This window comes from Streptomyces sp. NPDC059696, from assembly GCF_042733745.1.
Classification (GTDB): Bacteria; Actinomycetota; Actinomycetes; order Streptomycetales; family Streptomycetaceae; genus Streptomyces.
On sequence record NZ_JBHWFG010000010.1, the window covers coordinates 88926 to 105927 of the forward strand.

Annotated in this window: 13 protein-coding genes and 1 pseudogene; 9 read left to right on the top strand and 5 right to left on the bottom strand. The window is 70.1% G+C overall.

Annotated features, from left to right (window positions below; genetic code table 11):
* Positions 1 to 27: 27 nt before the first annotated feature.
* Complete coding sequence (locus tag ACFV20_RS13610) at positions 28 to 1080, bottom strand: PP2C family protein-serine/threonine phosphatase (protein ID WP_385656101.1); 1053 nt, start codon at positions 1078 to 1080, stop codon at positions 28 to 30.
* Positions 1081 to 1353: 273 nt separating this feature from the next.
* Here ACFV20_RS13610 and ACFV20_RS13615 point away from each other — a divergent pair, with 273 nt between their 5' ends.
* On the top strand, positions 1354 to 4023 hold the full coding sequence (locus ACFV20_RS13615; RefSeq protein WP_385655869.1) for a SpoIIE family protein phosphatase: 2670 nt from the start codon (positions 1354 to 1356) through the stop codon (positions 4021 to 4023).
* 64 nt (positions 4024 to 4087) lie between these two features.
* Here ACFV20_RS13615 and ACFV20_RS13620 read toward each other — a convergent pair whose 3' ends face one another.
* Both ACFV20_RS13620 and ACFV20_RS13625 read right to left on the bottom strand, forming a co-directional pair.
* Positions 4088 to 4552: a hypothetical protein gene (locus ACFV20_RS13620; protein WP_385655871.1), complete on the bottom strand. Its 465-nt coding sequence runs from the start codon at positions 4550 to 4552 to the stop codon at positions 4088 to 4090.
* A 34-nt stretch (positions 4553 to 4586) separates the two neighbouring features.
* Positions 4587 to 5288, bottom strand: a complete 702-nt coding sequence (locus tag ACFV20_RS13625; RefSeq protein WP_385655873.1) for a hypothetical protein — start codon at positions 5286 to 5288, stop codon at positions 4587 to 4589.
* A 463-nt stretch (positions 5289 to 5751) separates the two neighbouring features.
* Between ACFV20_RS13625 and ACFV20_RS13630 the strand changes: the two genes are divergently transcribed.
* Positions 5752 to 6666, top strand: coding sequence for a LysR family transcriptional regulator (locus tag ACFV20_RS13630; RefSeq protein WP_385655875.1), 915 nt, complete (start codon positions 5752 to 5754; stop codon positions 6664 to 6666).
* A gap of 6 nt (positions 6667 to 6672) precedes the next feature.
* On the opposite strand, the gene ACFV20_RS13635 is transcribed toward ACFV20_RS13630, so the two are convergent.
* Entirely contained in the window at positions 6673 to 7134 is a 462-nt protein-coding gene (locus ACFV20_RS13635) for a DUF6194 family protein (protein ID WP_385656102.1), read from the bottom strand.
* Between the two features lie 55 nt (positions 7135 to 7189).
* Here ACFV20_RS13635 and ACFV20_RS13640 point away from each other — a divergent pair, with 55 nt between their 5' ends.
* Together ACFV20_RS13640 and ACFV20_RS13645 are read left to right on the top strand one after the other, a co-directional pair.
* Positions 7190 to 7909: a MerR family transcriptional regulator gene (locus ACFV20_RS13640; RefSeq protein ID WP_385656103.1), complete on the top strand. Its 720-nt coding sequence runs from the start codon at positions 7190 to 7192 to the stop codon at positions 7907 to 7909.
* A 378-nt stretch (positions 7910 to 8287) separates the two neighbouring features.
* A complete protein-coding gene (locus ACFV20_RS13645; RefSeq protein WP_385655876.1) occupies positions 8288 to 8581 on the top strand; it encodes an alpha-amylase in 294 nt (97 codons plus the stop codon).
* A 12-nt stretch (positions 8582 to 8593) separates the two neighbouring features.
* Here ACFV20_RS13645 and ACFV20_RS13650 read toward each other — a convergent pair whose 3' ends face one another.
* Positions 8594 to 9151 (bottom strand): DUF3291 domain-containing protein, encoded by a 558-nt coding sequence (locus tag ACFV20_RS13650; RefSeq protein ID WP_385655878.1) that lies wholly within the window; start codon positions 9149 to 9151, stop codon positions 8594 to 8596.
* A gap of 461 nt (positions 9152 to 9612) precedes the next feature.
* Here ACFV20_RS13650 and ACFV20_RS13655 point away from each other — a divergent pair, with 461 nt between their 5' ends.
* The 5 genes and pseudogenes from ACFV20_RS13655 to ACFV20_RS13675 form a co-directional block, all read left to right on the top strand.
* The gene (locus tag ACFV20_RS13655) at positions 9613 to 11847 is read left to right on the top strand and encodes a PAS domain S-box protein (protein WP_385655879.1); all 2235 of its coding nucleotides are present in this window, start codon (positions 9613 to 9615) and stop codon (positions 11845 to 11847) included.
* A 120-nt stretch (positions 11848 to 11967) separates the two neighbouring features.
* On the top strand, positions 11968 to 13170 hold the full coding sequence (locus ACFV20_RS13660; RefSeq protein WP_385655880.1) for a serpin family protein: 1203 nt from the start codon (positions 11968 to 11970) through the stop codon (positions 13168 to 13170).
* 401 nt (positions 13171 to 13571) lie between these two features.
* Complete coding sequence (locus tag ACFV20_RS13665) at positions 13572 to 15347, top strand: lysyl oxidase family protein (RefSeq protein ID WP_385655881.1); 1776 nt, start codon at positions 13572 to 13574, stop codon at positions 15345 to 15347.
* A 404-nt stretch (positions 15348 to 15751) separates the two neighbouring features.
* Entirely contained in the window at positions 15752 to 16837 is a 1086-nt protein-coding gene (locus tag ACFV20_RS13670) for an S-(hydroxymethyl)mycothiol dehydrogenase (RefSeq protein WP_385655883.1), read from the top strand.
* 29 nt (positions 16838 to 16866) lie between these two features.
* Positions 16867 to 16956 (top strand): annotated as a pseudogene (locus ACFV20_RS13675) (MBL fold metallo-hydrolase); the annotation flags it as partial.
* Positions 16957 to 17002 lie beyond the last annotated feature (46 nt).

Sequence of the window (17002 nt, forward strand, 5' to 3'; positions counted from 1 at the left end):
CCCCCCCCGGGCCGACGACCCCCCGGTTCACCCCCCGGAGCCGACGACCCCCCGGTCCTGCGTGCCGGGGCGCCTCAGCGCGAGGGCCGCGATGTCGTCGTCGAGTCGTCCGTCGCTGTGCCGGAGCAGGTCCCGGTGCAGTTGGTCCAGCAGCTCGCGGGGATGCTCGGGGCCCTGGCGCCGCATCCAGTCCGGCAGTGGGAAGAAGCTGCCCGTGTGGTCCCGGGTCTCCGAGACGCCGTCCGTGTAGAGCAGCAGTTGCTCTCCCGGGGCGAAGGCCACGACGTCGACCCAGTAGCGGTCGCCGATGAGCCCCGCGAGGTTGAGGGGCGGGGAGGGGACGGAGGGCTCCAGGACCCGGACCTTCCCGCAGTACGCGATCAGCGGTGGGGGATGCCCGCAGTTGAGAAGCCGGATCCGGTCGCCGCTGTACGGGATCTCGGCCAGGAGTGCGGTGGCGAAGTGCTCGGGCTGGTCCTGGACGGGGAACGCGGCGCTGTGGCGCGTGACGGTGGTCTCCAGGCGGTGGACGATGCCCTGGAGATCGGGCTCGTCGTACGCCGCCTCTCTGAAACAGCTGATCACCGCCGACGCCGCCCCGACGGCGGACAGGCCCTTGCCCCGCACATCGCCGATGAGCAGCCGGACCCCGTACGGCGTACCGATCGCCTCGTAGAAGTCGCCGCCGATCCGGGCCTGCTCCTGGGCCGCCAGGTACAGCGACTCGATCTCGACGCCCCCGATGTGGCTCGGCAGCGGGCGCAGCAGCACCTTCTGGGCCGCGTCCGCGACGAGACGGACCTGGAACAGCGTCTCCTCCCGCTGCAGCCGGACATGGCTGCCGTACGCGGCCGCCAGGGTGACCGCGATGATCGCGGCCGAGGTGTACGGCGTTCCCAGGTCGGTGTGGAACAGGCTGAGAACGAGCATGAGCACGAGGCAGAGCGCCCCGAGCACCACCGTGGGGAGCACGGGCCACATCGCGGCCGCGAGAGCCGGCGCGGCGGGCAGGAGGCGGCTGAACGCGATCTCCCTGGGGGTGGAGAACGCCAGGGCGGCGATGAGAACGGTCAGGACCAGGGGCGACAACCGGGCAGCTTCCCATCGGCCGCTGTAGGCGGGGCGATGGCGCCACGGCCGCGCAGACGTGATCACAAAAGCATCTTATCGGTCACATCGGGCATGGCGCGTGGGGTGATCATGCGCGTACGAGAATGTGCTGCGAGCGGCCGGGTTCCGAGGGGCGCGACCCCTGCGGAGCGCGGGCGCGCAGCCCTGCGGACCCCCGGGGTCGACCGGCCGAGGATCGGGCGCGCCCTGGCCACTTCAGATCACCGGTGTTAAAAAGGTCGCATGGCGAGTCCTTTCGCCCGTTTTCGACACCTGTCGGTCAAGGGTCTGATCAGCAAGAGCACGCGGACTGTGGCCGGGCAGGTGTTGGTTTTCCAGGTGGCTCTGGTCGTGCTGCTCGTAGCCTGCGGCGTCTTCGCTCTGATCCTGCAGTCGGAGCGGGACAGCAGTGCCGAGGCCAGGCGCCGCTCCACGGCCGTGGCACAGACCTTCGCGCACTCACCGGGCGTTCTGGCGGCCCTGCGGACCCCGGACCCCACCAAGATCCTCCAGCCCCTCACCGAGGCGGCGCGCCGGGCCGCCGACGTCGACTTCATCGTGGTCATGAGCACCACGGGCATCCGCTACACGCATCCCTTGCCGGACCGGATCGGAAAACAGTTCGTGGGCGAGATCGGGCCGTCACTGGAAGGCAAGGTCTACGTGGAGAGCGTCGACGGCCCGCTGGGCCGCGAGGTGCAGTCCACGGTCCCGATCAAGGACGCCGACGATGACGTGGTGGCCCTGGTCTCGGCCGGGATGAAGGTCAAGAACGTCCAGAGCCAATTGAACCGGCAACTGCCGATCATCCTGGGGGCGGGCGCCGGAGCCCTCGCGCTGTCGGCCGGCGCGACGGCCCTGGTGGGCAGACGACTGCGGAGGCAGACCCACAGCCTCGCCCCGGACGAGATGGCCCTGATGTACCAGCACCACGACACGGTGCTCCACTCCGTCAGGGAGGGCGTGCTCATCGTGGCCGCCGACGGGCGGCTGATGCTGGCGAACGACGAGGCCAGACGCCTGCTGGAGCTGCCCCCGGACATCGAGGGGCGGCTCGTCCCGGACCTGCCCGGCCTCGACCCCGACATGAAGGAGCTGCTCGCCTCCGGCCGCGAGGCGACCGACGAGGTGCACCTGGCGGGAGACCGGCTGATCGCGGTCAACCAGCGGCCCACGGGCCACGACGGAGGACCCAGGGAAACGGTGGTGACGCTGCGCGACTCCACCGAGCTGCAGACGGTGACGGGCAGGGCTGAGGTGGCCCGCGAGCGGCTCCGGCTGCTGTACGACGCCGGACTCCACATCGGGACCAGCCTCGACGTGCTGCGCACCGCCGACGAACTGGCTCGCGTCCCCATCCCCCGCTTCGCGGACTTCGTCACCGTGGACCTGGCCGACGCCGTCCTGCACGGCGAGGAGCCGGCCCCCACGGGGACGGACATGCGACGCGCGGCGGTGTCCGGCATCGTGGACAACCATCCGCTCATCGAACAGGGCCGGCTCTTCGACTACGTCCCCGCCACACCGCAGGCGCGCGGCTTCGGCAGTGGCCGCTCCCAGCTGGTGAGCGACCTGCCGGCCGCCACCGGGTGGCGCATGCAGGACCCGGAGCGGGCGAAGGCGGTCATCGACTACGGCATCCGCTCCCTCATCACCGCGCCCATCCAGGCCCGTGGTGTCGTACTGGGCATGGCCTCCTTCTGGCGCACGGGGCAGCACGAGTGCTTCAACGAGGAGGACGTGTCGCTGGCGGAGGAGCTGGTGGCCCGCGCCGCGATCAGCATCGACAATGCCCGCCGCTACACCCGCGAGCACGCCCTCGCGGTGACCCTCCAGCGCAGCCTCCTGCCGCAGGCCGTGCCCGAGCAAAGCGCCCTCGACATCGCCTACCGCTATCTCCCCGCCCAGTCGGGCGTGGGCGGCGACTGGTTCGACGTCATCCCCATGCCGGGCAGCCGGGTGGCCCTGGCCGTCGGCGACGTGGTCGGCCACGGCCTCCACGCCGCCGCCACGATGGGACGCCTGCGTACGGCGGTGCACAACTTCTCCGCCCTCGACCTGCCCCCCGACGAGCTGCTGAGCCATCTGGACGACCTGGTCGGAAGCATCGACCAGAGCGAGACGGCGGAGAACGCGGCGGGCGTCGTGGGCGCCACCTGCCTGTACGGGATCTACGACCCCGTGACGCGCCGCTACGTCATGGCACGGGCGGGGCACCTGGCGCCCGCCCTGGTCCGGCCCGACGGGACCGTCACCTTCCCGGACGTGCCCGCCGGTCCGCCGCTGGGCCTCGGCGGCATGCCGTTCCGGACCGCGGAAGTGTGCCTCCCCGAGGGAACCCAGCTCGTCCTGTACACCGACGGCCTCATCGAGGACCGCAGACGCGACCTGGACGTGGGGATGGAGCTGCTGCGCGAGGCGCTCGCCGGCAAACCCGGCCGCTCGCCCGAGCAGACCTGCCAGCACGTGCTGGACACTGTGCTTCCGGGCCGCCCCAAGGACGACGTCGCCCTGCTCGTCGCCCGCACGCGGCAGCTGCCGCGCGACCAGATCGCCGACTGGGACGTACCGCAGGACCCCGCCGCCGTCGCGGGCATGCGCGACGCCGTGTCCCGCAAGCTCGAGGAATGGGGCCTGTCGGAGATCGGCTTCACCATGGAACTCATCCTGAGCGAGCTGATCACCAACGCCATCCGCTACGGCTCCGGGCCCATCCACGTACGGCTGATCCGCGACCGCACGCTGATCTGCGAGGTGGCCGACGGCAGCAGCACCTCGCCCCACCTGCGCTACGCCGCGACGACGGACGAGGGCGGCCGGGGCCTGTTCCTGGTGTCGCAGATGGCGGAGCGCTGGGGCACCCGGTACACCCCCCAGGGCAAGGTGATCTGGGCGGAGCAGTCCCTGCCCTAGAGCGCGGAGAACCGGAGCACCGGAGGGCCGCGTGGCAGGCCCTCCGGTGATCACGCGCGGCGGGTCAGCAACTGTCCGTCCAGCTGTGGGAGGAGATGTTGTCGTTCACCGACTCGCCGTAGCCGTCCCACCAGGGCCAGCCGTGGCTGAAGGTTTCCCATCCGAGGGTCAGGTCCAGCCACATGTCGCCCCGGCCCAGGCAGGCGTAGGCAGCGCTCTGGTCCTCGCCGTAGTACAGGTTGACGTCGTCGTAGCTGCCGGCGTAGCCACGGTTCTCCACCGAGGAGGCGAGGTTGCGCAGGTGCGGGCAGCCCGGGCCGGGGTAGTCCCAGTTGCGGCTTGCCCCGCTCCAGGCGCAGTGGCCGCCCTCCCGGTAGGGGTGCTCCCAGGCGTGGAGCTTGCCGTCGGGTGCGGCCGCGGTGACACTGCGCTGGTCCGCCGGTTTCGGCTCGGCGGCCTGAGCCGTGGGAGCGGTGAGTGCGACGGCCACCAGAGCGGCCGCGCCGGCGAGTGACGCGAGCTTTCCCATGTCCTGTTCCTCTCGTTGTCTGCTCTCGGGTTGATCAGCCCTGGCGGACGATGTCGCGCGCACGACTGAGCGCCTCGTGTTCGAGGACGGCGCGGTCCTCGACCTCCGCGCGATGGCGGGAGCCCAGCTTCCGGTGCTGCGAACGGCTCAACTCCCTTACCTTTGCGGCCAGCCCGGACGACTGCGCGCACGCGGCCTCGGCCTGAGCCGTGCTGAACTCACCGGCCTCGTGGCCCTGCGCGAAGCGTTCGCGTGTCTGCTGCGGCCTGTCGTAGGGGTGGCCTCGTTCGCGCATGCACGCGGCCCACTTCCTGGTGTCGGCGACGAGCCCGGGGTCACGGGCGACCGCCACCGTCACCGACCGGTCCAGGGCGTCGGTGACCTTCTTGGCCCGGTACCAGCCGCTCAGATCGGTGTAGAGCGCGCGCTGGGCGTCGGACGCGCACCCCAGGTCGCTGTGCCGGATCTTGCCCATTCCAGGGACATCGGCTTCCAGTCCTTCCGCGGTCGGCCCGTCGAGTGCCGTGACAGCGGCCGCTTTACGGTCGGTGCCGAGCCGTTCGAAGTAACGACGGTTGGGGTCGTCGCGGGCCATGACCTCCCGGCGTTCTCGGACACCGCGGCCGTAGCCGTTCGCGGCGGCCCACTGCTTGTCGTCGATGACGTACGGGAACAAGCGCTCCAGGGGATCGGGGAGTTCCGGGGTGACCCAGAAAGAGAAACCCTCTTTCCGCATACATTCCCGCGTGAGAATCTTCTCCGCCTGGGCCAGAATCTTTCGTTCCGCCCTCGTGAGCTCTCGCGGCACCTGCCTCCGCTGATCTGCCGAAGAGCCGCTCGGCGCGCACGCCGTGGTCCATACAGCCGCTACGGACAGGAGAACGGCAAGGATCCGGCCCAGCACCGTTCGGCGAAAATGCGCGCGCATGCGTGAGGTTCCCCCTTGTGCCTTGTGCCACCATCCCCGGTTACTGGGGACACTCGCTTCACACGGGAACCAGTCGTGCTTCCGCAAACGTCTCTCGACCGATGACGGAGCGCTGTTCCCCGTGTGCGACCGTCGGGCTGATCAAGTGACGGCCCATTGACTATCACACGGTCGGGGCCGGTGCGTCACCGAAGCCAGGGCGCGCGATGTCTGCTGATCGATAAGCCGTTGGTTATGGCCGCAAGTCACACCGAAGAAGGGGCTCGTGGGAATGGCAGCGTCCATATCGAGGGAACCGAGTATTCATCAGCTTCGGCTCTATCTCGTCCTGAGCGAGGAGCTCCATTTCGGGCATGCCGCCGCGCGCTTGTTCATCACGCAGCCGGCATTGAGCCAGCAGATCAGAGAGCTGGAAAAGCGCTTGGGCGTACGGGTGGTGGAGCGCACGGGCCGGGCCATCACCCTGACCGAGGAAGGGCGAGCCCTGCTCCCCGAAGCCCGTGCGGCGGTCGCCGCGGTCGATCGGCTCAAGCGCGTCGCCGACGCACAGCTGAGACAGATCTCCGGGCGGCTCATCGTGGGGACCGTGGGAGCCGAAGCCGCGATGGCACACACGCGCGCCGTGCTCGGCCTGTTCAAGAAGCGCCACCCCTCCGTGGCGCTGCACCTGCTGAATCTCGGTTTCCGCGATCACCTGGCCGCGCTGACACACCAACAGGTCGATGTGGCATTCGTCCGTCCTCCGGTGACGGACGACATCGAGCTGCACCACCTGGCCACGGAACCACGCGTGGCCTGCCTCGCAGCCGACCACCCCTTGGCGGTCTCGCCCCGGCTCACCCTGGACCGGCTTTCCGGTGTCCCGGTGGTCGACATGCCTGAGCAGGTCCCGCGGCTGTGGTGGGACTTCTGGGCCGTTGATCCCCGCCCCGACGGCAGCCGGGTCAGATATGGACCGGTGGTCACCGACATGGAATCGCTGCTGCACACGGTGGCCACCGGAGAAGCAATGTGCTTCCTGCCGGCGGCCGCCCGCGACTACTTCCCGCGCCCGGGTATCAGCTACGTCGACGTGACCGACCTGACGCCCTCCACCTCCGCTCTCGCCTGGTCACGGACGAGGCGCTCCGAGCCCACGATCAGAGCGGTTCGGCACACTGCGCGGGAGGTCACGGCGGGGGGTTGACGTGGCCTACTGCGGTGAGCGCCGTCGTGTGCAGCGCGCACGGGCGGCCTCGTGTGCGCTGCGCAGCAGCTGCACCACCGTGCCCATGGTCCGTGCACCGGGATTGACGACACAGACCCAGCCGAGTGGGCCGTACACCGGATGCGGCATCACATGATCGGTGGCCGCGAGGTCGTGAGTGCGGCCGAGGGCGCGCGGTTCCTCTCCCGTGAGCTCCTGGAACATCCCACGGCCGACGTGGATGTTCACCCGCCAGCGGCCCGGAGGGTCGAGGTCCAAGGCGCTGTCGCCCGGGTAGTTCTTGGTGACGATCGTGCCGTAGGGCTGGGCGTTGGCGGGCACCCGGCCGTCGGGGGAGTAGTAGAAGAACGCGTCCCCCCAGGCGAGTTCGGGGGCGTCGCTTCCAGGTTCCGGGACGAGCACGAGTGCGCCGTCGAAGCCTCGCACGGTGGCGATGATGTGTTCCATACTCATGGTTCAAGCGTGACCTTCAAGTGCTGGTGTGGGGTTGGCCGGTGTGGTGCTGAGAACTGTCGATGTCGCCAGGGAGTCGGGGTACTCGGTCCAGCAGGTGCGGGACCTGGAGCGCCTGGGAGTCGTTCCGCCGGCGGCTCGATCGGCCAACGGCTACCGCTCCTACACGCCGGCGCACGTCCACGCACTGCGCGCCTATCGCGGACTCGCCGGGGCCGTGGGGCCCGTCGCGGCCCGTCGGATGCTCACGAAGCTGCGGAGCGAGACGCTCACCGAGGCGGCCTCGACGATCAGCGCGGTGCATGTACGCCTCACGCGCGAACGGGAGGAGGCACTGCGCGCTCAGCAAGCCCTGCGGGCGATCCAGGCCGAGGCGCACCCACCCGAACCGGAGCAGCAGGAGAGCGACGCGATGACGATCACACAGCTGGCCGCGGCGCTCGGTGTACGTCCCTCAACTCTGCGGTTCTGGGAACAGGAAGGGCTTGTCACCCCCGAGCGGGTGACGTCACTGCGGGCACGCCGATACGACCCCTCGGCGATCGGGGCGGCCCGCATCATCGCCGCCCTCCGCAGCACCGGTTACGGCATCCCCCAAGTGCGCGACATCATGGCCTCCCTGGGGCGCCCCCACGGCCTGTGCGAGGCCCGACGCATCCTGCAGCGACGCCTCGACCAGATCGCCGAACGGACGGTGGCACTGCTACGGGCGGGCACAGACCTGGCGGCCGTTGTCACACTCACCGAGGATCCGCCGAGCGCCGGATAGCCCCGGCCGGTTCCGGCCAAAAGCGAGCAGGAGCCGCGCGGCGAACCTTGCAGCTGTCACCTGGTGCACGGCTGGGCCTCGACCGGCGGCTGCCTGGTCCACCCACAGACGGAAGGCGTGCCGCATTGCCATGGTTGAAGGCTCACTCGCGTGCTGTACGTGGCGGGCGGGGGTTCCCCCGGTGTTCGGTGCCGGGGGCCCGCAAGCGCGAGCACGTCCGAAAGCCGCTGCCGTACCTTGCTCTGCTCGCTGAAGCGCTGAAACCTTCGCTTCTTGAACTCGCTCGGTGCTCTAGGTGAAGAGAACTTGCAACTACTTGAACGCAATTGCCCGCAACAGAGGAGCAGAAGCATGCTGAGAGGGATGAAGAGGTCGGGTATGGCTTTGGGGCCCGTCGTCATCGTGAGTCTCGCGCTGGTGTCGCCCGCCTCGGCCTCCGCAACGCCCTTGCCGCACGAGCCGGCCCCTTCCTGCGTCGTGATGTACGAAAGCTGGCGGTACACCGACGCCGCCAACAACTGCGTCGACACGTTGAGCGTCGCGGTCGTCTACGAGGACGGTGCGACGAGCCGATGCTCCACCCTGGTGCCGGGCGCTCGCACCACCGTCGGTGAGGGGTATCTCGGTCAGCACGGTCGCGCGGACCACCTCGCCCTGTGCGGGGCCTCCTGACGGCACTGTCGGTCAGCCGACGGGGTCGCTCCCGGGCCCGATGCCCTTGACCGTGGTCGCAGTTCCGTCCGGGGCGAAGGAGTGATGGAAGGTGAAGGCGTGCGGAGTGGAGCCGTGTTCGCGGAGGTGCTCCAGTCTGGCCACCCCTTGCTGCCACGTGGGGAGCGCACCCTCGGAGACCCACCAGGAGACGTAATTCGGGTGTCCTGTCCTTTCGAACCAGTCACGTCGCCTCCTGAGTGCCTCACGGTGCACTCCGGTGTAGACGGCGTCGAAGGCGGCGCTCGGGTCGGTCCAGAGTGAGAGCGTCGCGGCCAGGGCGGTGGTTTCCGCCGTACGCCCTTTCACGTACCAGGCTGGTACGGCGAACTGTCCCCATGCACCCCAGTCCGCCTCGAAGAGCACGCCCCGTTCACCGTCTGCCGCTTCAGCATGGGCGAGGTATCCGGGGTGCCGGCTGACCTTCCGGTAGACGGCCTCTCCGACGCCGTAGAACTCGAGCGTGAGAGGAGCCGGATCGGCGAGGGGTGACTTCAGGACGCCGAATGTGTACAGAGCAAAATGGGGCATGCGTCTCCCTGGTGGGGGCTCCTGGCAGGGCCGCGGCGACCGCCGTAGCGCTGTTGACGTTAGCCACCTCAGAGGGGCATGTCGAAGTTGCGCATTCCTTGTATACGTGGCCTGTTACGGACCTGGCGGATGCGCACCGTCCCCCGCCTCCTCCTGCCGTGCCTGTCCTGTTCGAGGAGTCCGCGAAGACCCTCGGCGGCCTTTCCGGCCTTGACCGGAGAGTTTCCGGAAACCAATGGGTTGTCGGAGCCAAGCGGACAGGTTCGGCCACTGAGGGGCCAGTAGTGGGCATACGCGGGTGCGCTCGACGCCGCTGCGCTGTGATGGCCCGATTCCTGTAGATATGCCAGCCGGGTGGGGCCGCCATGGACGACGAAGACAACACAGTGCCGGCGTGCGGGGCCGGAGTACCGGGGCCGCCGTCCTGTCGCTGCGGTACCGCATCCGCGGGGGACGGGCCGATGGCGGACGAGGAGCGGTTTCGGGGGCTGTTGGAGGCGGCGCCGGACGCGATGGTGATCGTGGACGATGCGGGTCTGATCCGGTTGGTCAACGCGCAGACCGAGTCCCTGTTCGGGTACGGGCGTGCGGAACTGCTGGGCCAGTCGGTGGAGTTGCTGATTCCCGGGCGGTTCCGTCCTCAGCACTCGGGGCACCGGGAGGCGTACGCCGCGAGCCGGCAGGTGCGGCCGATGGGGGCCGGCCTGGAGCTGCACGGGTTGCGCAAGGACGGTACCGAGTTCCCCGTGGAGATCAGCCTCAGCCCGCTGGAGACCGCCGACGGCCTCCTCGTCTCCGCGGCCGTGCGGGACGTCAGCGACCGCAAAGCCGCCGAACAGCGGTTTCGGGGGCTGTTGGAGGCGGCGCCGGACGCGATGGTGATCGTGGACGATGCGGGTCTGATCCGGTTGGTCAACGCGCAGACCGAGTCCCTGTTCGGGTACGGGCGTGCGGAACTGCTGGGCCAGTCGGTGGAGTTGCTGATTCCCGGGCGGTTCCGTCCTCAGCACTCGGGGCACCGGGAGGCGTACGCCGCGAGCCGGCAGGTGCGGCCGATGGGGGCCGGCCTGGAGCTGCACGGGTTGCGCAAGGACGGTACCGAGTTCCCCGTGGAGATCAGCCTCAGCCCGCTGGAGACCGCCGACGGCCTCCTCGTCTCCGCGGCCGTCCGGGACGTCAGCGACCGCAAAGCCGCCGAACAGCACATCAACCAGCTCGCCGCGCTCGTGGAGTCCTCCCAGGACGCGATCCTCGCCAAGACCCTCGACGGGCACATCACCTACTGGAACGCCGCCGCTCAGCGCCTGTACGGCTACAGCGCCGAGGAGGCGATCGGCCGCCACGTGGCGTTGCTGGCCCTGCCCGACCGCACCCACGAGATCACCGCGCTGCTGGAGCGGCTGGCCCGCGGCGAGAAGATCGAGCACTTCGAGACGCTCCGCGTCACCCGTGGAGGGCAGCTGCTCGACGTCGACGTCACCCTGTGGCCCACCCGCGCCGCCGACGGCATGGTCCAGGGGGCGTGCGCCATCGTGCGCGACATCAGCGACCGCAAGCGGGCCGAGGCCGAACTCCACGCCCTGTACGAGCAGCAGCGGCACATCGCCCTCACCCTGCAGCGCAGTCTCATGGGCACCCCACCGGCCATCCCCGGCCTCGCCGCCGCCCACCGCTACCTGCCCGCCACCCAGGGGGCCGGGGTGGGCGGCGACTGGTTCGATCTCATCCCCCTGGGGGCGGGCCGGGTCGGCATCCTCATAGGCGACGTGATGGGACGCGGCCTGGACGCGGCCGCCGTCATGGGCCAGCTGCGGGCCGCCGCACACGCCCTGGCCAAGACCGGCATGGAACCCCGCCGGCTGATGCAGGCCCTCGATGCCGTCGTCGCCGACCTCGACCTGCCCGACCAGCTGGTCACCTGCTGCTACCTGATCCTCGCCCCCGACACCGGCGAGATCACCGTCTGCTCGGCCGGCCACTTGCCCGCCCTCGTCGCCGACTCCGGTGAAGTGCGGGTACTCGAAGCGCCCACCAGCGCGCCGCTCGGCGTCGGCGGCATTCTCCACCAGCAGACCCGCACCGCCGTACCCCCCGGAGCCACACTCGTCGTCTACACCGACGGCCTGATCGAAACCCCCGGCAGCGACATCGAACACCGCCTCGCCGACCTCACCAACGCCCTCGGAGCAGCCTTCGCCACCACCGACGCCCTGGAGACCGTCGCCGACCGCGTCCTGGCCGCACTGCTGCCCGGTACCGACAACCACGACGACGACGTCACCCTGCTCCTCGCCCAGGTCCCCGCCGCCCCGCTGGCCACCGCCACCACCGACCTGCCCGCCCACGCCTCCTCGGTCGGCGACGGACGCAGCTTCCTCACCAAGACCCTCATCACCTGGAACTGCGCCCACCTCGCCGACGACGCCCGCCTCCTGGTCTCCGAAGTCCTCACCAACGCCGTGCAGCACGCCCAGGGCCCCCTCGGGCTCCACCTGCGCCGCACCGCCACCGAACTCACCGTCGAGATCAGCGACCACAGCCCCCACCTGCCCCAGCCCCGCCTGGCCGCTCCCGATGACGAATCCGGCCGCGGCCTCTTCCTCGTCGACGCCCTCGCCCACAGCTGGGGCGTACGCCCCACCGACCAGGGCAAGACCACCTGGTTCACCCTCCCGGCCCGCAGCAGAGCACGGTGACCTCCATGACACCGGCCAGGTGCCGACCCGGGACGACATGGAGAGTCCCGGCGGATGGTGGCGCCATGCACACTGCTCTACGACTGGGCACGTAGCATGCGCGCTGACAGCGGGGGTGGAATGGGAGCGGTGACGACGGCGGTCCACGCGGTGAACGGGCTGACGGCGCGGTGGGCGGGTGTCTCGGAGGGCGGCACGGTCTTCTCGGCGGCGGGGGTGTGGCCGCTGCTGGCCCACCTTGCCGACGGAGCCGGGGGCGTGGCACGGGCCGAGCTGGCGGAGACTCTCGGGATCCCCGCCCGGCAAGCGGCGGCCGGCGCACGCGAGTTGCTCGCGACGATGGACGCCATGCGAGGTCTCGACACAGCTCTGGGGCTGTGGACGAAGCGCACGCTGCAACTGAAGGAGGAGTGGGAGGCAGGCCTGCCGACCGACGCCCACGGGATACTCACCGGCGACCCTACGGCCGACCACCAGGCCCTGGACGCCTGGGCAGTGAAGCGCACCGGCGGGCTGATCGACCGTATGCCGGTCACGCTGACCGAGGACACGCGGATGGTCCTGGCCAGCGCGCTGACCATGCGCACGCAGTGGCTGAGCCCCTTCCACGAGGTCGAACTGGAAACGGCGTACGAACCCTGGGCCACCAAGCCGCGGTTGGGCCTGTGGCGTTCCAGTGCGGTGCTGGACCGGGTCGGGGTGGCGGACACGCCCGGCGGATGCGTCACCGAGCTGAAGGTGCTGGGGAACAACGCCCTGGACGTGCACCTGCTGCTCGGCGAAGAGGGCATGACACCGGGACAAGTACTCGGAGCAGGGATCGACATCCTCGCAGGCAGGAGCGCGGTCGTGCGCGGGCCGCAGTTGCCCTACGGGCATGTGGGTCCCGGTCTGCGCGTGGAGAGAGTACGTTGCACGCGGCCCACGCCGCCGTCGCTGAAGGTGACGACCGCGGCGTATCACCTGAACGCGAGCCACGATCTGCTCCGGTTGCACCGGCTGTTCGGGCTCACAGAGGCACGGGACACCTCACGCGGTCACTTCCCCGGCATCAGCGACGTCCCGCTCGCCGTCGGATCGGCCGAGCAGAGCACCATGGCGACGTTCGGTGCGCTGGGCTTCGAGGCCGCCGCGGTGACGGCGATCGGCGCAGTCGGCGGAGGCCTGCCCGACCTCCGCTACGTCACCACCCTGATCAGCGCCGCCTTCGACCGCCCCTTCGGCTTCCTCGCCCTGCATCGCCACACACGGCTCGTGCTGACGGCGGGCTGGGTCACGGACCCGTTGCCGTATCCCGAGTACGACGGGGAGGACGAGTGGTGAGCGCGACGTGTGCTCAGAGCATGACCTCCAGCCGAGAGTCCCCAGTGCACACGTGCGGCTCGACGTTCGGGAAGGAGCCGCAGGTCTGGGACGCGTAGGTGTGCCCCTGCGCAACTGGAGCCCGGCGCCCGGCCTTGAGCACAACACCCAAGTCCGTCGACCCGCACGCTGATTCCTTCGCGCTCCTCTTGCCGTGAACCGGATACGGCCGGATTCCGTCATCACGACGGCATTCGGCCAACAGTCCTCTCTCTTTCCGCCCGCCGGACAACCGCGCCACCGGTCCGTTCCTCTCACAGCACGGGCGAGATGAACGCCTTTCAGATGACGGCCCGGCCCGTGTCTCGCGGACGCGCGGAGCCGCCTGCTTCCTTCTCACAGCACCGGAGGACGAGGGAACCATGACCAGAAGACGCACCGCTCGGCTGCGGCGTACGCTGCTCGCCGGCACCACGGCCGTCGCCGTGACGGCCGTCACGGCCGGCATCGTGGCCGCAGCACAGGAGCCTGCGAAGGCCGCGAAGGGCCCCGAGCTGAGCATCGTCGCGGCGACCTCGTCGGTGACGCTCACCTCCTGGAAGGAGGAGCCGGGTGTGTACCTGGACCTCGGCACCTACCTCATCGCCGAGGGGACGCCGCTGGAGCTCAAGGTGAACCGGAAGTCCTACAAGGACCCGGTGACGGTCACTCAGACCGTGTACGAGGGCGGCAAGCCCAAGGCGAAGAAGCTGCCCACCGGCACCGTTAAGGACTTCTCCGGGCTGCCCGGCTTCTCGGAGATCACCCTCACCGACAAGGCAGGCAAGAAGGTCCTCTCCCGCAGCGAGAGCTTCTGCCCCAACAACGCCAGCGGCCGGGTGCGGCCCGACGCGCCCGCCACCTCCAAGTATCCGGAGAGCTGCCCCACCAACCCCTTCACCCTCGGTTCGGTGTGGGGCGTCGAGAAGGGCTGGGCGGCCAACACCTACGCGGGCTCCTACACCGAGCCGATCCAGCTGCCGGCCGGCACGTACACGGCCAAGGTCGGTGTCGCCAAGAAGTACCGCGACCTGTTCGGCATCGCCGACAAGGCGGCCACGGTCAAGGTGACCGTGGTGGAACGAAGCGGCGAGGGCGAAGAGGGCTCCACCGGAGCAGCACCGCGTTCAGCGAAGACCGGCGCGCACGCCGAGCACTCCGGGCACGCCGAGCACGGCGCCGGTCACCAGGCGCCGAACGCGCACGCCGGCCACGGGCCCGGGCATGCCCCGACCCCGGCCGAGGCCGCCGCGCCGGTGACGAGCGGTGCCGGTCCCTCCTACAACGTGGGCCACGGCCCGCTGAAGGCCGCGCCGCCGGCCCTGCCCTGGGCGCTGAAGAAGAAGCAGCAGTCCGCGCAGTCTCCGCAGGCCCGGGACGGCGGCGGCCAGACCGACGGCTCGCGTCAGGCGCCCGCTCTCGAACCGCTGTCGAAGCGGCCCACCGGCACGCCCTCCGTCCCGGACGTCCCCAAGCCGGACCTGCGCTCGCTGCCGGCCTACGGCATCACCATCAGCGACGGCGACAAGGACATCCCCGGCAAGGACTACCTGGCGTTCAGCGCGAACGTCTGGAACGCCGGCCCCGCGCAGCTCGTCGTGGACGGGTTCCGCAAGCCCGGCAAGGCCAAGATGGACGCCTTCCAGTACTTCTACGACGCCAAGGGCAAGCAGGTCGGCTACACCCCGACCGGCACCATGGAGTGGGATCCGCGCCCGGGACACGTGCACTGGCACTTCACCGACTTCGCCAGCTACCGGCTGCTGAAGGCCGACAAGAAGGAGGCCGTGCGCAGCGGCAAGGAAGCGTTCTGCCTGGCCAACACCGACGCGATCGACTACACGGTGAAGAACGCCAACTGGCACCCGTACAACACGGACCTGGCCACCGCCTGCGGTGAGGAGAACTCGATCTCCGTCCGCGAGGTGCTGGACGTCGGATCCGGTGACACGTACACCCAGGATCTGCCGGGCCAGTCGTTCGACATCACCGACGTGCCCAACGGCACCTACTACATCCAGGTGCTGGCGAACCCCGCGAAGCGGCTGAAGGAAACCAACCTCGACAACAACAGCGCCCTGCGCAAGATCGTGCTCGGCGGCCAGCCGGGCAAGCGGACGGTCACCGTGCCCGCGCACGACCTGGTGAACGCCAACTGACCCAGCCCCTCCGACGGGAAGAGTGTCCCCGCCCGGGTACCGCGCGGGGACACGGCCATCGGCGGCGCCATGCTCGGGCAGGGCGTCAGCCGGCGGAGAGCGCGTCCTCCGGCTCCAGACGGACGCAGCAGAGGCCCGGGCCGGGCGCCAGGCGGGCCCGCAGACCGCTCTCCGTGATCGCGTCCACCACGCCGGACGGCTCACCCGCTGGGCCCGAACGGCGATGCTCTCGGTCGGACATCGCCTGGCGAGCCCGTCCGAGTCGGTGCGGTCGCGGCCGCCCCCTTGACCCCCGGCCTCGTCCTCCCCGATGCTCGGTTGCGTATCGCGGAGCGTGTATCTGATGAGGCAACTCACGGAGCAACGCACGCGGCTCGTCGAGTTTCCCGTCTGAGGAGCAGCTCATGGCTCACGAGGTACGTGCCGTCGTCGCCCTGAAGAAGGGCGCCCCGGTTTCCGTCGAGACGATCGTCGTCCCCGACCCCGGCCCGGGCGAGGCGCTGGTCAAGGTCGAGGCGTGCGGCGTCTGCCACACCGACCTCCACTACCGCGAAGGCGGGATCAACGACGAGTTCCCCTTCCTTCTGGGGCACGAGGCGGCCGGCCGCGTCGAGGCGGTGGGGGAGGGGGTCACCGGCGTCGCGCCCGGGGACTTCGTCATCCTCAACTGGCGGGCGGTGTGCGGCCAGTGCCGGGCCTGCGGCAAGGGCAAGCCCTGGTACTGCTTCGCCACCCACAACGCCACGCAGCCGATGACGCTGCTCGACGGCACCCCGCTCTCGCCCGCCCTCGGCATCGGCGCCTTCGCCGAGAAGACGCTGGTCGCCGCGGGACAGTGCACGAAGGTCGATCCGGCAGCCCCGGCGGCGGCAGCCGGGCTGCTCGGCTGCGGTGTCATGGCGGGTTTCGGTGCCGCCGTCAACACCGGCGCCGTCGGGCGCGGGGACTCCGTCGCCGTCATCGGCTGCGGCGGTGTCGGCATGGCCGCCGTCGCCGGCGCCCGGCTGGCCGGCGCGTCCAAGGTCATCGCCGTCGACATCGACCGGCGCAAACTGGACCGCGCCATGACCCTGGGGGCCACGCACACCGTCGACGGTGCCAAGGGCGACGTGGTGGAGGCCGTGCGCGAACTCACCGGTGGATTCGGAGCCGACGTCGTCGTCGAGGCGGTCGGCCGTCCGGAGACCTACCGGCAGGCCTTCTACGCCCGTGACCTCGCCGGCACGGTCGTACTGGTCGGTGTGCCCACCCCGGAGATGAAGGTGGAACTGCCGCTGCTCGACGTCTTCGGTCGTGGCGGCGCACTGAAATCCAGCTGGTACGGCGACTGCCTGCCCTCGCGCGACTTCCCGGCCCTGATCGACCTGTACCTGGGCGGCCGGTTCGACCTGGACGCGTTCGTCACCGAGACCATCGGACTCGGCGACGTGGAGGAGGCCTTCGAGAAGATGCACGGCGGCGATGTACTGCGCTCGGTGGTGGTGCTGTGATGGCCGGCGCACCCCGCATCGAACGCCGCGAGACAGTCGTGCACACCGGACACGGCGACACCACCACCATCGAGGCGGAAGCCCCGTACCTGAAGACGTGGGCCGTCCGCGGCTGGTGACACGACAACCTCCGCGGCGGCCGGGGCGGCCGAACCTCCTCCGTCC

What these genes read in the sequence shown, in the direction of transcription:
- ACFV20_RS13615 (WP_385655869.1), top strand. Translation starts at nt 1,354, where the DNA reads ATGGCGAGTCCTTTCGCCCGTTTTCGACACCTGTCGGTCAAGGGTCTG.
- ACFV20_RS13620 (WP_385655871.1), bottom strand. Translation starts at nt 4,552, where the DNA reads ATGGGAAAGCTCGCGTCACTCGCCGGCGCGGCCGCTCTGGTGGCCGTC.
- ACFV20_RS13625 (WP_385655873.1), bottom strand. Translation starts at nt 5,288, where the DNA reads ATGCGGAAAGAGGGTTTCTCTTTCTGGGTCACCCCGGAACTCCCCGAT.
- ACFV20_RS13630 (WP_385655875.1), top strand. Translation starts at nt 5,752, where the DNA reads ATGGCAGCGTCCATATCGAGGGAACCGAGTATTCATCAGCTTCGGCTC.
- ACFV20_RS13635 (WP_385656102.1), bottom strand. Translation starts at nt 7,134, where the DNA reads ATGGAACACATCATCGCCACCGTGCGAGGCTTCGACGGCGCACTCGTG.
- ACFV20_RS13645 (WP_385655876.1), top strand. Translation starts at nt 8,288, where the DNA reads ATGGCTTTGGGGCCCGTCGTCATCGTGAGTCTCGCGCTGGTGTCGCCC.
- ACFV20_RS13650 (WP_385655878.1), bottom strand. Translation starts at nt 9,151, where the DNA reads ATGCCCCATTTTGCTCTGTACACATTCGGCGTCCTGAAGTCACCCCTC.
- ACFV20_RS13655 (WP_385655879.1), top strand. Translation starts at nt 9,613, where the DNA reads ATGGCGGACGAGGAGCGGTTTCGGGGGCTGTTGGAGGCGGCGCCGGAC.
- ACFV20_RS13660 (WP_385655880.1), top strand. Translation starts at nt 11,968, where the DNA reads ATGGGAGCGGTGACGACGGCGGTCCACGCGGTGAACGGGCTGACGGCG.
- ACFV20_RS13665 (WP_385655881.1), top strand. Translation starts at nt 13,572, where the DNA reads ATGACCAGAAGACGCACCGCTCGGCTGCGGCGTACGCTGCTCGCCGGC.
- ACFV20_RS13670 (WP_385655883.1), top strand. Translation starts at nt 15,752, where the DNA reads ATGGCTCACGAGGTACGTGCCGTCGTCGCCCTGAAGAAGGGCGCCCCG.